Source organism: Citromicrobium sp. JLT1363 (assembly GCF_000186705.1).
Taxonomy (GTDB): domain Bacteria; phylum Pseudomonadota; class Alphaproteobacteria; order Sphingomonadales; family Sphingomonadaceae; genus Alteriqipengyuania.
In genome coordinates, this window is the sequence record NZ_AEUE01000006.1 from 131,862 (window position 1) to 145,540 (window position 13,679).

Annotated in this window: 15 protein-coding genes and 1 tRNA gene; 3 read left to right on the forward strand and 13 right to left on the reverse strand. The window is 64.3% G+C overall.

What is annotated here, in order from left to right; genetic code table 11:
- Positions 1–39: 39 nt before the first annotated feature.
- Both ADAD_RS0110430 and ADAD_RS0110435 read right to left on the reverse strand, forming a co-directional pair.
- The gene (locus ADAD_RS0110430) at positions 40–1,170 is read right to left on the reverse strand and encodes an SPOR domain-containing protein (protein WP_010413479.1); all 1,131 of its coding nucleotides are present in this window, start codon (positions 1,168–1,170) and stop codon (positions 40–42) included.
- A 28-nt stretch (positions 1,171–1,198) separates the two neighbouring features.
- Positions 1,199–2,218: a lytic murein transglycosylase gene (locus ADAD_RS0110435; protein WP_010413480.1), complete on the reverse strand. Its 1,020-nt coding sequence runs from the start codon at positions 2,216–2,218 to the stop codon at positions 1,199–1,201.
- A 117-nt stretch (positions 2,219–2,335) separates the two neighbouring features.
- On the opposite strand from ADAD_RS0110435, the gene ADAD_RS0110440 reads away from it, so the two are divergent.
- Together ADAD_RS0110440 and ADAD_RS16675 are read left to right on the forward strand one after the other, a co-directional pair.
- A tRNA-Ser gene (locus tag ADAD_RS0110440) sits at positions 2,336–2,425 on the forward strand.
- A gap of 87 nt (positions 2,426–2,512) precedes the next feature.
- Entirely contained in the window at positions 2,513–2,668 is a 156-nt protein-coding gene (locus ADAD_RS16675; RefSeq protein ID WP_010413486.1) for a DUF1328 domain-containing protein, read from the forward strand.
- Between the two features lie 32 nt (positions 2,669–2,700).
- Here the strand turns inward: ADAD_RS16675 and ADAD_RS0110450 are convergent, their stop codons facing one another.
- From ADAD_RS0110450 to ADAD_RS0110475, 6 genes are all read right to left on the reverse strand, one after another.
- Entirely contained in the window at positions 2,701–2,886 is a 186-nt protein-coding gene (locus ADAD_RS0110450) for a hypothetical protein (protein WP_010413487.1), read from the reverse strand.
- A 31-nt stretch (positions 2,887–2,917) separates the two neighbouring features.
- The gene (gene lpdA / locus ADAD_RS0110455; RefSeq protein WP_010413488.1) at positions 2,918–4,330 is read right to left on the reverse strand and encodes a dihydrolipoyl dehydrogenase; all 1,413 of its coding nucleotides are present in this window, start codon (positions 4,328–4,330) and stop codon (positions 2,918–2,920) included.
- A 158-nt stretch (positions 4,331–4,488) separates the two neighbouring features.
- Positions 4,489–4,896 (reverse strand): acyl-CoA thioesterase, encoded by a 408-nt coding sequence (locus tag ADAD_RS0110460; protein WP_010413489.1) that lies wholly within the window; start codon positions 4,894–4,896, stop codon positions 4,489–4,491.
- Positions 4,893–5,333, reverse strand: a complete 441-nt coding sequence (locus tag ADAD_RS0110465; protein ID WP_010413490.1) for a hypothetical protein — start codon at positions 5,331–5,333, stop codon at positions 4,893–4,895. Before ADAD_RS0110465 ends, ADAD_RS0110460 begins: the two co-directional genes overlap by 4 nt.
- A complete protein-coding gene (locus tag ADAD_RS0110470) occupies positions 5,333–5,872 on the reverse strand; it encodes a hypothetical protein (RefSeq protein WP_010413492.1) in 540 nt (179 codons plus the stop codon). Before ADAD_RS0110470 ends, ADAD_RS0110465 begins: the two co-directional genes overlap by 1 nt.
- The gene (locus tag ADAD_RS0110475; protein WP_029140071.1) at positions 5,869–7,173 is read right to left on the reverse strand and encodes a pyruvate dehydrogenase complex dihydrolipoamide acetyltransferase; all 1,305 of its coding nucleotides are present in this window, start codon (positions 7,171–7,173) and stop codon (positions 5,869–5,871) included. The genes ADAD_RS0110470 and ADAD_RS0110475 overlap by 4 nt, the downstream gene beginning before the upstream one ends.
- 154 nt (positions 7,174–7,327) lie before the next feature.
- Here ADAD_RS0110475 and ADAD_RS0110480 point away from each other — a divergent pair, with 154 nt between their 5' ends.
- Positions 7,328–7,786, forward strand: a complete 459-nt coding sequence (locus tag ADAD_RS0110480; protein ID WP_010413495.1) for a universal stress protein — start codon at positions 7,328–7,330, stop codon at positions 7,784–7,786.
- Positions 7,787–7,810: 24 nt separating this feature from the next.
- Here the strand turns inward: ADAD_RS0110480 and ADAD_RS0110485 are convergent, their stop codons facing one another.
- From ADAD_RS0110485 to phaR, 5 genes are all read right to left on the reverse strand, one after another.
- Entirely contained in the window at positions 7,811–8,329 is a 519-nt protein-coding gene (locus ADAD_RS0110485; RefSeq protein ID WP_010413496.1) for a peroxiredoxin-like family protein, read from the reverse strand.
- 66 nt (positions 8,330–8,395) lie between these two features.
- Positions 8,396–10,777, reverse strand: coding sequence for a ribonuclease R (rnr, locus tag ADAD_RS0110490; protein WP_010413500.1), 2,382 nt, complete (start codon positions 10,775–10,777; stop codon positions 8,396–8,398).
- A gap of 91 nt (positions 10,778–10,868) precedes the next feature.
- Positions 10,869–11,414, reverse strand: coding sequence for a DUF805 domain-containing protein (locus tag ADAD_RS0110495; RefSeq protein ID WP_010413501.1), 546 nt, complete (start codon positions 11,412–11,414; stop codon positions 10,869–10,871).
- Positions 11,415–11,433: 19 nt separating this feature from the next.
- Positions 11,434–12,984, reverse strand: a complete 1,551-nt coding sequence (proS, locus tag ADAD_RS0110500) for a proline--tRNA ligase (RefSeq protein WP_033193326.1) — start codon at positions 12,982–12,984, stop codon at positions 11,434–11,436.
- Between the two features lie 111 nt (positions 12,985–13,095).
- On the reverse strand, positions 13,096–13,677 hold the full coding sequence (phaR, locus tag ADAD_RS0110505; RefSeq protein ID WP_010413509.1) for a polyhydroxyalkanoate synthesis repressor PhaR: 582 nt from the start codon (positions 13,675–13,677) through the stop codon (positions 13,096–13,098).
- Positions 13,678–13,679 lie beyond the last annotated feature (2 nt).

A 13,679-nucleotide genomic window follows, 5' to 3' on the forward strand; every position in this document is an offset into this window, starting at 1 on the left:
CCTGCCCGGGCGCCGCCCGTGCATAGCGGACGCGTCGCCCTAGTCGCTCGTGTCTACAAAGGCGTCCGTATAACCGGCCTTGCGTGCCTTGGCGAGGGCAGCATTGGCTTCTCCACGGTCGGCGTATGGCCCGGTGCGGACGCGATAATAGCCGTTGGAAACCACCACGAATCCGGCCAGATCGTCGGCCGCGCGGATTGCGTTGTTCTTGCTGGAGAAGGTGGCGACCTGAACGACGTAGCGGCCCTGACGCACTGCCGTTTGCCGTGCGGGCTGATCGACGGTGGCTGGCGCAGTTGCAGGGGACGGCGGAGCGGTGCGCGAGGGCGTTGGTGTGGGCGCGGCTCGATATCTGTCGGGCAGGCGCGCCACCTCCACCGGTCCCGGGCGCGGTGCCGAACCCGTCGGCGCTTCACCGATCGGCGCGAGGGCGTAGGTTGTCGACCGGCTCGTCGTTTCGTCCTGCGGTGTCGCACGGTAGTCATCGAAGGTGTCCGCCACTGCGGTCGAGGGACCCGGTTCGATCTCGGCAAATGCCTGGTCGAAATCATCTTTCTGGCCGCCCACCGCTCGCCCGCCAGCAGCTGCGCGAACGCTGGTGCCGGTCGGAGCCAGGCTGTTCGAACCGGACGCGGGCAACTGCTTGCGCAGAACCGCCAGCAGCGTGTCCGGGGTATCGAGCCGATTGCCCGCAGGCTGCCCCGCCCGCAGCTTCGCGCGTTCGTATTCCGGGGCATTGACCCGGCGCATGCGCACGGGCGCGCCCTCCCCCACGCCAAGCTCGCGCGCGGCGCCTTGCGACAGGCCCACCAGGCGGCTCACGGTCATGGGGCCGCGCCGTTCGACCCGGGCGAGGATCGTCTTGCCGGTATCAAGCGCGGTCAGTTCGACGTAGCTCGGCAGAGGCAGCGTCTTGTGAGAGACGGTGACACCGGTGCTATCCACCATGTCGAGCGTGGCATAGCCGACCGCATCGTAGCTGAGCACGTCCGCCGGGGTGTAGGTTTGCCCGTCGACCACGAAAGGCTCGCCCAGCACTTGCGGGTAATCCGCCTGCGGTCCGGTCAGCCCCGCCCCTTGCGTTGGTGAGGCGCGGTCGACTGCGTAGTAATCGGCATTGGGCGCAAGTTCGTCGCCTCCGCCGCCGCAGGCGGAAAGCGTCGCGATCAATCCAATCGCAATTCCCAATTTCCGGACATTACCGGGCAATCTCATCGGCTAGCAGCCCCACACTCATCGCATAGTAGTTGGAGCAGTTATATTCGAGGATGACGCGATAATTTGAGGTTAACAGCCAGGCAGGGCTTCCCGGCCCATCGGGCTGGAACAGGCTGACCAGCGTATCGGGCGGCAGGCTGGTATAGGGCGTGACGCCCAGCTCACGCCATTCGGCCACGGTCATCCACTGGCTGTGCCGCTCGTGCACGCGCGGGCATACCGGCGCGACCAGCTTCGTGCGGTAGGCATCGACGTCGAAGCCGGATGGAATGCTCGCCCGCACGCCCCAGGGGATACCGGGCCGCCAACCCGCATCCTGGAAGTAGCGCGCGATAGACGCCATCGTGTCGGCCTGGTTGGTGAAGATGTTCGCCATCCCGTCGCCGTCGCCGTCGGTGGCGAGGCGCAGGTAAACGCTCGGCAGGAATTGCGGATTGCCGAAGGCGCCAGCCCAGCTGCCGACCAGGCGATCGCGCGAATAGCCTTTCTCGGCCACCTTCAGCAGGGCGAGGAACTCTTTCTCGAACAGCGCGCGTCGCCGCCCTTCCCATGCCAGCGTGGCCAGTGACTGGGCGAGATCGAAATTGCCACGGTAACCGCCGTAATTCGTCTCGTGCCCCCAGATCGCGATGATGATCTCTGCGGGTACGCCGTATTCGGAACGAATCGGACCGTGCAGCCGCGCGGTTTCGTTATAGACAGCCCGCCCGCCGCTGATCCGGGCCGCGTCGACATGCCGGTCGAGATAGGGCTGCAGCGGTGGATAGCCGGGTGAGGAAGAGGATCCGGGCTGCGACTGGTCGAGCTCGATCACACGCATGTTGGGCGTAAGATCGTAGGTCATGCGCCGGATCGTATCCTCGCTGATGCCTTCGGCCCGCGCCTTGGCGATGACCAGCTGCATATAGGCATCGAAGGGCATGTCCTGCGCTGCGGCAGGGCTGGCGAAGCCAGCGGCGAGAGTGGCGGCGAGCGCGAGAAGCGGGCGGGGAAGATTCATGTCATGCTGTTTGTCACACGGGACATGACTCGCCAATGACTTAGATGCGCTGCCATTCGAACACGTGTCGGAGAGTGACAAATCCCGGCCAAAGCGTTAGCGGGCGCATCGCGAGTAGGACAGGTGGCCGAGTGGTTTAAGGCAGCGGTCTTGAAAACCGCCGTGGGTTCACGCTCACCGTGGGTTCGAATCCCACCCTGTCCGCCAACTCGCCTGCCCAACATAACAAAGGTTTGTAACGAACCCGCTTTGGTTCGCGCGGGATATCCCGGTGGCAACTAGGGGAGAAAACCAGTGCTTAAATGGGCTATCATATTCCTGATCATCGCGCTCGTGGCTGCGGTGCTCGGCTTCGGCGGGATTGCCGGGGGCGCGACCAACATTGCCTATATCCTGTTCGCGGTGTTCCTGGTGCTGGCGATCATCGCCTTCCTGCGCCGCAACGTCTGAACCCAGACGCAGAACGCAAGCTGGCGGCGCGATCAGTCCGACTGATCGCGCCGTTTGCTTTTGTCGACCAGCGACTGCGCGGCACGCTCTTCCTCGGGATATTCCTGAGGATCGGTCGAGCTCTGGTTCATCAGCGCGCGGTGTTCGCGCGTGACTTCGCTGTCGTTGGCATCGTCGGGCTTGTCGCCGCGGGGCGGCGTCTTCTTCTCTTCGCTCATGCAACCCTAACGTGCGGAACGCCCGCTTGTTTCAGATGTGGATCACCCGCCCGTAGCTCGCCAGCACGCTCTCGTGCATGGACTCGCTGATGGTGGGGTGCGGGAACACGCTCTGCATCAGTTCGGCTTCGGTGGTCTCCAGCGTCTTGCCGATCACGAAACCCTGGATCATCTCGGTGACTTCGGCGCCGACCATATGGGCGCCCAGCAGCTCACCCGTCTTGGCGTCGAACACGGTCTTGGTGAAGCCCTCGGCCTCGCCCAGCGCGATCGCCTTGCCGTTGCCGATGAAGGGGAAGGTGCCGGCCTTCACATCGTAGCCCGCTTCCTTGGCCTGCGCCTCGGTCATGCCGACGGATGCGATCTGCGGGTGGCAGTAGGTGCAACCCGGGATGTTGTTGCGATCGAGCGGGTGCGGATGGACATCCTTGTTGCCCAGTTCCTGCGCGATGGCTTCGGCAGCGGTAACGCCCTCGTGGCTCGCCTTGTGCGCCAGCCACGGGCCCGGAGTGCAGTCGCCGATCGCCCACAGCCCCTTGCTCTTGGTGCGGCCATAGGGGTCGATCTGGATGAAGCCCTTCTCCATCTCGGCCAGCTTTTCCAGGCCGATATCCTCGGTATTGGGGACGATGCCGATGGCGACGATGCAGTGCGAGAATTCGCTTTCGTCCACATTGCCCTTGGCGTCCTTGATCTTGGCCCGCACGCCCTTGGCGTCCGCCTTCAGCTCCTCGACCCCGGCGCCGGTCATCACCTTGATGCCCTGCTTGGTGAGCGACTTCTGCAGGAAGGCGGAGACGTCCTTGTCTTCCACCGGCACGATCCGGTCGAGCATTTCGACCACGGTCACTTCGCAGCCCATATCGTTGTAGAAGCTGGCGAATTCGATCCCGATGGCGCCGCTGCCGATCACGAGCAGCTTCTTGGGCATCTCCTTCGGCGTCATTGCGTGGCGATAGGTCCAGATACGCTTGCCGTCCGCTTTGGCGAAGGGCAGATCGCGCGCACGGGCACCGGTGGCGACGATGATGTGCTTTGCCTCCAGCTTCTCCTCGCCCTTCTCGCCCTTCACGGTGAGGCTGGTGGGGCCGGTCAGCTTCCCCTCCCCCATATGCACGGCGATCTTGTTCTTCTTCATCAGGCCGGTGACGCCCTTGTTGAGCTGCGCCGCGACCCCGCGGCTGCGCTTCACCACCGCTTCCAGATCGGCCTCGATCTCACCCGCGATCTTGAGCCCGTAATCCTTCGCGTGCTGCGCATAGTGCAGGATTTCCGCCGAGCGCAGCAGTGCCTTGGTCGGGATGCAGCCCCAGTTGAGGCAGATCCCGCCGAGCAGTTCGCGCTCCACGATGGCGACCTTCAGCCCCAGCTGCGCCCCGCGAATCGCAGCGACGTAGCCACCCGGTCCGCTACCCAGAACGATAAGGTCGTATTTCTCAGCCATTGAAGCCTCTTGCTGGTTTGTCTGACACACCTGACACAGTGTTCAGGGGCTAAAAACTTGCCGCCCGACTGGCGGCGGAAAACGGGCGGCAGTGCAGGACGGAGCGAGCGATCGGCATCGCGCCATCATGGCCGGTCCGGTGGATGTGGGAAAGCGGCTCAGCCATCATTGTCCGACTGGTGCTTCGCTGCGGCGGCCTGGATGCGCACGGGGCGCGGATTGCCATCATCGTCGGCCAGCACGAACACGAAGGTGCCCTTGCACACCAGTTTGGTCTCCTCGCCATGGCGCGCTCGGGCGATCCCTTCGGCGGCGATGGTGATCGAGGTGTTTCCCTCTTTCACGATCTCGCAGTAGATGTTCAGCTCGTCGCCCAGCGCCATCGCGGCGGGGAAGCCGAAATCGCTCGCCGCGACCACGTTCGCGCGGCCCTGCCCTTCCCGGCTTGCCAGCGATCCCGCGCCGAGCGCCATCTGGCTCATCAGCCACCCGCCGAACACGCCCCCGTAGGGATTCATGTCGGTCGGCATCGCGGTCACGCGGATCTGGGGCTGTCTGTCCGTCATCTTTTCCACATTCCCCTTCGGCTAGGCCGAAGAACATTCAAAAATATATGGCGTATTGCGAGAATAGTCGGCGCCGCGGCGACGATAATGAGATTTTCGTCGTAGTCGAAACCAAGCGCCTCGTTTTCGGAATACAGCACGAGATAGACCGCGGCGACCGTGAGGAGCGAGAAAAAAACCTTCGCCACATCATTTTGCATTATGAAAGCCAGCAGGATCGGAATGGCAACTGCGGTTATTCTTCCGGCTATATAGAAAAGCATGATCGGGATCGCCACAACCGCGAAGAAACTCTCCATCTCCGATCTTGGGCGTTCTGTGGGATACAGAATGATAACAAGGGTGGCGATTGCACTCAGGCAGGCGACCCACGTGATGGAGCCCAATACTTCGGTGACGACGACCGAATTATCCTGTCTCTTGGGTGCGTCGGCCATCACCCCGCCGTAACTGTCACGAACTTCTTGCTCACCCAGCCCTGCGCGCAGGGCCCCGTGTAGTTGCGCGGCTTGTCGACCGGGCTGTCGACTTCGCAATCGATCCCGCTGTCGCCTTCGATATCGTAGACGATGCCATACCAGCCATTGCTCTCGGCACAGATATGGACCTTGTGGCCCGTGCCGATCCGGTCGCGTTCCTTCACATTGCTGCTCGGAGCATCGCGGACGGACAGGTAGTTGTCGCCATCGGGGTTCAGGCCGGAAACCTCGCCGTAGCTGGCGCAGGAATCCATGTCCGGGCCGTTGGTGCCCACGCGGATCGGCTTGGGGATCGGGCCTGCGTAGCCCAGGTCGGGCGATCCTGCCGCTTCGGGCACTTCTGGCCGTGTCTCGGCCGGGGCGACGATATCGCTCGGCGCCTCGGCGGCGGTCTGCGCGGGTTCGGGCGTCTCGGACGTGCCATCCGCCGGGGCGCGCTCACACGACGACAGCGCAAGCGCGCTTGCGAGGGTTACAACAACGATCCCTGTTCTCATAACATCATCCCCATCGGTTGTTCGCACATCTGCTTGAAGGCTTCCATCAGCTGCGCCCCTTCCGCACCGTCGATGGCGCGGTGGTCGAACGAACCGGACGCCGTCATCACGGTGGCAGGCGCGATCTGGCCGTCGATCACCCACGGGCGCTGCTCGCCCGCGCCGACCGCCATGATCATGCCCTGCGGCGGGTTGATGACCGCATCGAACTGCTTGATCCCGAACATGCCGAGGTTGGAGATGCTGGCGGTGCCGCCCTGGTATTCGTGCGGTTGCAGCTTGCCCTCGCGCGCCTTGCCCGCGAGTTCCTTCATCTCGGTCGCGATTTCGGCCAGGCTCTTGCGATCGGCACCGCGAATGATCGGAGTGATCAGCCCCTTGGGCGAGGCGACCGCAACGCTGATGTCGGCGCGCTGGTAGCGGTGGAGCGTGTCGCCCTGGAAGCTGACATGCGCCTGCGGGGTGCGCATCAGCGCCTTGGCCAGCGCCTTGATCAGCAGATCGTTGACCGACAGCTTCACGCCCTCGGCCTCCAGCATCGCGTTCAGATCCTTGCGCGCGGCGAGCAGCGCGTCGAGCCGGATATCCACGCTGAGGTAGTAGTGCGGGACTTCCTGCTTGGCGGAGGTGAGCCGCTTGGCGACGACCTTGCGCACGCCGGAGACCTTCTCCTCCTCGAACGGCGCATCGCCGTCGAGCCCGGCATCGACCGGACCTGCAACCGCGCCGCGCTTGGCTTCGTTCGCCGGGCGGCCGGCTTTCGCGTCTTCCACGTCCGCCTTGACGATTCTCCCCTTCGGCCCGCTGCCCTCCATTTCGGAGAGGTCCAGGCCCTTCTGCTCCGCTATCCGGCGTGCAAGCGGCGATGCGAAGATGCGATCCCCATCCTTCCGGGGCGCGGGCTTCGCCTTGGCGGGGGCCTTCTGCGGCTCTGCGCTCTCGCGCGGCTTGGCCTTGGCAGGTTCTGCCTTGGCTTCGCCGTCGTCCTTCTTCGGCTCGGGCTTTTCCGCCTTGGCCGTATCGTCCGGCGCGGCCTTGGCGGCGTCTTCCACGCTCTCGCCCTCGCCCGCCAGCATCGCGATCACGGTGCCGACCGCGACGCCTTCGGTACCCTCGTCGATCTCGATCGAGGCGATGGTGCCTTCGTCGACCGCTTCGAATTCCATCGTCGCCTTGTCAGTCTCGATCTCGGCGAGGAGATCGCCTGCCGAAACCTTGTCACCCGCCTTCACCAGCCATTTGGCGAGGGTGCCCTCCTCCATTGTCGGGGATAGAGCGGGCATCTTGATCGGCGTTGGCATAGGGCAGTTCCTGCGTTGGCATCAGCTTCGACGGCGGCCCCGCCGTAGCGGCACCGCCCGAGTCCCGCGCCGCTTTGGCCAATTTGCCTTCGCGGGGCAAGCGCCTTGCCAGCGAGGGGTGTTTGCGTCGATAGCGCGCGAAGGAGATAGAACCTTGGGCAAATATCTGGTCATCATCGACGAAACCGACGAAGCGCGCAAAGCCTTGCGCTTCGCGATGCGCTGGGCGCAGGCGAGCAGCGGGTCCGTGCAGATCCTCGCCATCGTCCAGCCGCAGAACTTCAACGCCTTCGGCGGTGTGCAGGCCACGATCGAGCAGGAAGCGCGCGACCGTGCGGAGGCCATCGCCACCAGCGCGGCGGGCAATGTCTATTCCGAAAGCGGCAAGATGCCGAACATCGCGGTGAAGGTGGGCGAGGCGAGCCGGATCGTGCGCCACTATCTGACAGAGCACCCCGATGTGCTCGCGCTGGTGCTTGGCGCCGCATCGGAAGGCCCACCGGGCCCGCTCGTATCGCATTTCTCCGCCCACACCGGCAGCCTGCCCTGCCCGCTGGTCATCCTGCCCGGCAGCATGGCGGTAGAGGACGTCGATCGCATTGCGGGCGCCTGATTGTCGGGTGTTTGATGGAGGGTCCTAGCCCTCCACCGTGCCGCGCACCGGGTAATCGTTTTCCAGCACGAATTCGATTGCGCTGAGCAGTTCGTCCAGCGGCGGGCGCGTGAAGGGTGCGCTCTGCACTTCCTCGAAATACAGCGTGCCGTCCGGCTTGATCAGGAACAGGCCGGGTTCGGAAAACCGGTCCGGCTCTTCGCTGTCGGGGCGCTTTTCGGAGATGAAGAGGCCCCATTCGCGGGCCTGATCTTCGGGCAGATCGTAGACCAGCGGCAGGTCGTGCGTGTCCCACCCCTCATGCGTCACCATCGCGCGATCCTCGCTATCCATGGAGATGGCGAAGGGAGAGACGCCCAGCTTGGTGAACTTCTCCAGCTTGCTGCCCAGTTCCTCCAGATAGCGCTTGCAGATCGGGCAATGCTTGCCGCGATAGAACACCAGCATGGTGAAATTGTCGGGCTGCTGTTTGGCGAGTTCGAAACGCGCCTTGATGGTGAGCGGAAGGTCGATATCGGGGACCTTCTGGCCGGGGGTAAGCATGGGGGAATCTCCTTTCCCCACAGAACGATGCTTGGCTGGCCCGCGTTCCCTTCCCTTTGGCCGGTACTACTTCTTCTTGCGGCCCTGGTGCCGGATATTACCCGGCCGGCCGCGCTTGCCGACCTGATGCTTGCCCGCCTTGTCCTTCCTGGCGCCGTCCTTGCGCGGTCCGTCTTTCCGGGGGCCGCCCTTCTTCTGACCGCCACCCTTGGGGCCATCATTGCGCGGCCTGCCCTGGCCGCCCCGCGGACGACCTTCCTTCGCCTTCGATGCATCGCCGCCGGGCACTTCGAACCGGAGCGCGCCGGTGAGCGGGTTCGCTTCGACCAGCTTCATTTCCAGCTTCTGTCCGGTTTCGTAGCGGGTGCCCGTATCCGAACCGATCAGCGCCTTGGCCGCTTCGTCGAAATGGAAATATTCGTCGCCGATCGTGGAAATCGGCACGAGGCCATCGCCGCCAAGCCCGACAATGGTGGCGAAGAAGCCGAAGTTCTGGACTCCGGTGATGCGCGTGTCGAAGGTTTCCCCCACACGGCCTGCCAGCCATGCGGCGACGTAGCGGTCGATCGTATCGCGTTCCGCCTCCATCGCCCGGCGTTCGGTACGGCTGATCGCTTCGCTGATCTTGCCGAGGTCATCGCGGTCGACATCGCTCAGCCCGCTATGCTCGGGCAACTTCGACTTGGGCTTCGCCTGTTCGAGCTTGAAGGTATCCACCAGCGCGCGGTGGACCAGCAGATCGGCATAGCGGCGGATGGGCGAGGTGAAGTGCGCGTAGCTGCCGAGCGCGAGGCCGAAATGGCCCTGGTTATCCGGCCCGTAATAGGCCTGGGTCTGCGTGCGAAGCACCGCCTCCATCAGCAGCGCCTTTTCCTGTTCGTCCGAAACATCCTTCAGGAAGCGGTTGAACAGCGTCGGCGTGATGACCTGACCCATCGCCAGTTTCTTGTCCTGCGTGCCGAGATATTCCTTGAGCGCGAGCAGCTTTTCCCGGCTCGGCTGCTCATGGACCCGGTAGACGACCGGTGAGTTCTTGGATTCGAGCGCCTTTGCCGCCGCGACATTGGCCGCGATCATGAAATCCTCGACCACGCGGTGCGCATTGAGCCTTTCGTGAACGCGGATTTCGGCGATGCCGCCTTCCTCGTCCAGGATCACGCGGCGTTCGGGCAGGTCGAGGTCCAGCGGGTCGCGCGCCTCGCGTGCTTTCCACAAGAGTCCCCAGGCTTTCCACAGGTTGCCAAGCGCTTCATCCGCCTCGCCAGTATCGATCCGCCTCTGCGCTTCCTCGTAGGCGACATTCTCCGCCAACCGCACCACGGCGCGGGTGAAACGCCACTTGAGCAATTCACCCTCGGGGGAGATTTTCAGGTGGCAGACCATCGCCGCGCGATCCTCGCCCGCCTTGAGCGAGCAGACGTCGGCGGAGAGGATCTCGGGCAGCATGGGGATGACACGGTCGGGGAAATAGACCGAATTGCCTCGCTTCCTCGCCTCCCGGTCGAGCGCGCCGCCGGGCCGCACGTAATGCGAAACGTCGGCGATGGCGACGATGGCGCGAAAGCCGCCCTTGTTGTCCTCGCTATCGTCGGGCGCAGCCCAGATCGCATCGTCATGGTCGCGTGCGTCTGCCGGGTCGATGGCGATGATCGGCACATCGCGCAGGTCCTCGCGCTTGTCCGTCGTGACCGGCAGCTTGGCCGCGAGCTCGGCCTCGTTCAGCACCGCCTCCGGGAAGACGTGCGGGATGCCATGCTTTTCGATGGCGATCAGGCTGAAGCTCTTGGGGGCGAGCGGGTCGCCCAGCACTTCGGTAACGCGTACGCCCGCGCGCGGGCCACGCCCGGTCGGCTCGGCGGACACCAGCTGGCCTTCTTCGGCGGTGCCGACATCGGAAATGGGCGAGGAATTGCGGACCTTCTTGTCCACGGGAGCGAGCCAGAACTTTCCGCGCCCGTCCTTCTCGACAACGCCGATCAGCCCTTCGGTGCGCTGGGGAAGCTTCTTCATGGGGTGCGCGCGCCAGCCCTTGGGCGTCTCTTCGGTCCGCGAGAGAATGCGGTCGCCCACCTTGAGCGCGGGCATGCCCTTTGAACCACGCCCGCGCGATTTCTCGATCACGGTCAGGCGTGGCGGCGCGGCGCCATCGTCCGGCTCCCAGTTCTCCGGGACGGCGATGGGCTCGCCATCGTCGATTTCGGTCACGCGTAGAACGGTGACCTTGGGCAAGCCGCCCATGCGGTGGAAAGCGCTCTTCTTGCCGTCGATCAGGCCGTCCTCGGCCATGTCCTTCAGCAGCTTCTTGAGCGCGATCTTCTCCTGCCCCTTCAGCCCGAAGGCCTTGGCAATCTCGCGCTTGCCTACCCTCGTGTCCGAAGTCTGGATCAAGTCGAGGACCTGCTTTTGCGTGGGCAGGCCTTTGGGGTGATTGTTTGCGCGCTTTGCCATGTCAGAGCTGTAAACGCACGGGATGCCCTCGGCTATCCCGATAGCTTGCGCAGCCCCCCGATAGATGGGGTGTTTCGCGCCCCGATACGCGTCAGCCCGCCTTCTTGCTCGGGATCAGGCCGCACACGATCACCACGAGGTATCCCGCATAGGCGATCAGGCCGAGGCCGGCATTGGCCGCAGCCGCTTCGTTGACCGCCTGCGCGCTGCCATTGGCCATGACCTCGCGAAGCTCGTCGATCGCGCTGATGTTCACATAGGCGGATACCAGTGTCGTGATGACCGGAACGAGGGCGATCAGCGTGGGCAGCCCGGCATCGCGCAGCCGCCGGACAAAGGACGCGATCACCAGCAGAAGGCCGATCACGGAGATAGCCACGCCGACCCAGGCTTGCGTGCCAAGGTTTTCGGCCATGCTGCGCATCATCTGCGCCTGGATCTGTTCCTGATCGACCCCCGCCGCACCGGCCTGAAACGCGCTGCTCATCGAACCTGCGGCGAAGACGATGCCCGAGACGAAGCTGAGGGCGAAGGTGACGAGCACGACCAGCAGCACCCACCACCAGAACAGCGGGCGGCTGTCCCGGCCCGAAAAGTTTATCAGGTTCGCAAACCCGTGCCTTACTGCTTTGCCCATGCAAGCCCTTCCCGAAAGTTCAGTATGCGCGCGCGACGTAGACCCGCTCTACCGCCGGTTCGCCCGTAAAGATGCAGGTGCCGTCCGCAGGCACGGCATCGCGCGGCACGTTGCGCACCGTCAGCTTTTCGGCCTTCAGTTTCTCGACCACCTGTTCAAGCGCGTCGCCGGTCGGCTTGGCCCACTGGACCTCGACCCAGCCGGGGTACTTGCCGTTGCTGGCGAAGAAGTCGACCACGCCATCCCAGCTGTCGATCCCGGTCGCGATATTCGCATCGCGGCGTTCGGCGGCCTGCGCAAACAGGGCCTGCTGGATGTCGCCAAGGACACCGCCGATGGTCTGGCCTGCGACTTCGCGCGTCGGGGCCTGCGACTTGAGCTTGCCAGTTTCCAGATCCCACAGATCGTCGCGGCGGATCATGGTGACGACGCCATTGTCCATGTCGCGTCCGCCCACCTCGATGATGATCGGGGCACCCTTGCGCACCCAGTCCCACCGCTTGGCCGCCGGCTTGCCCGGCTTGGTGTCGAGCAGCACGCGGATCGGTTCGCCCAAAGCGTGTTGCCCGACGAGCGTGGCGCGAAGGCCGTCGCAGTATTCGATCAGTGCAGCATCGTCGTCGTTACCGCGCAGCATGGGCAGGATCACCACCTGCCACGGAGCGATCCGGGGCGGCACGCGCAGGCCATCGTCGTCGCCATGGGCCATGATGACACCGCCGATCAGCCGGGTCGAAACACCCCAGCTCGTCGTGTGCGCGAACTGCTCGCCGCCTTCCTGCGCCTGATACTTGATGCCCGAGGCCTTGGCGAAATTGGTGCCGAGATAGTGGCTGGTGCCCGCCTGCAGCGCCTTGCCATCCTGCATCATCGCCTCGATCGACCAGGTCTCGACCGCGCCGGGGAAGCGCTCATGCTCGGGCTTTTCGCCCGCGATCACCGGCAGCGCGAGGTCTTCCTCGGCCATCGCACGGTAAACCTCGAGCATGGTGAGGGTGTGATCTTTCGCCTCTTCGGCGGTGGCATGCGCGGTGTGCCCTTCCTGCCAGAGGAATTCGCTGGTGCGCAGGAACATGCGGGTGCGCATTTCCCAGCGCACGACGTTGGCCCACTGGTTGAGCTTCAGCGGCAGGTCGCGCCAGCTCTGCACCCAGCGCGCCATCGCATCGCCGATGATCGTTTCGGAGGTCGGCCGCACCACCAGCGGCTCTTCCAGCTTCGCGTCGGGATCGGGGATCAGCCCGCCCTTCCCGTCCGCGATCAGGCGGTGGTGCGTGACGACCGCCATTTCCTTGGCAAAACCTTCGACGTGATCGGCCTCACGCTCGAAATTGGAGAGCGGGATGAACAGCGGGAAATAGGCGTTGTCGTGGCCCGTCGCCTTGATCCGGTCGTCCAGCAGGCGCTGGATGCGTTCCCAGATGCCGTAGCCCCACGGCTTGATGACCATGCACCCGCGCACGCCGGACTCTTCGGCCATCTGCCCTTCGGCAATGGCGGCCTGATACCAGGCTGCGAAATCGTCTTCGCGTTTGACGGAGAGGGCGTGGCGGATGTTGGACACGGGCATGATCTTTCGAGGATGGGATTTGCGCGCCATTAGCCTTGCGTCCCGAGCGAAGTCGAGAGACGTTGGCGCTGCGGTACAGACCTGGTTTGCCAGAACCGAAGCTGGCGGCGGCTACTTGCCCAGCTCGTCGAGCTTTTTCTGCATCGCGGCCATCTGTTCGCGCATGGAGGCAAGCTCCTGCGCGGTCTCGTCCGCCGTGCTTTCCGCACGTGCTGCGGACTTGCCGGCTTCGCGATCGGCGGCGCCCTGCCCGGTGAACGCATTGGTCGCCGCGCGCATCATGGCGAGGTTGGTCTCCGCCATCTTGGCGAGGGGATTGCCTGCCATGCCGCTCTGCCATGCCTCGGCGATCTTGGCCTGGTTGGCGCGGAAGTTCGCCATGCTCGCTTCGAGGTAGCTGGGCATCATCGCCTGCATCGAATTGCCGTACATCGAGATCAGATCGCGCAGGAAGCTGACGGGCAGCATCTGTTCGCCGTTGGTTTCTTCCTCGACGATGATCTGAGTCAGGATCGCATGGGTGATGTCGTCCCCGCTCTTGGCGTCGACCACGGTGAAATCCACACCCTCGCGCGTCATCTGCGCCAGATCGTCGAGCGTGATGTAGCTGGAGGAATGCGTGTTGTAGAGGCGCCGGTTGGCGTATTTCTTGATGACGATCGGGTCGCCTTCGACATGCTTCTTGTTGGCCATGG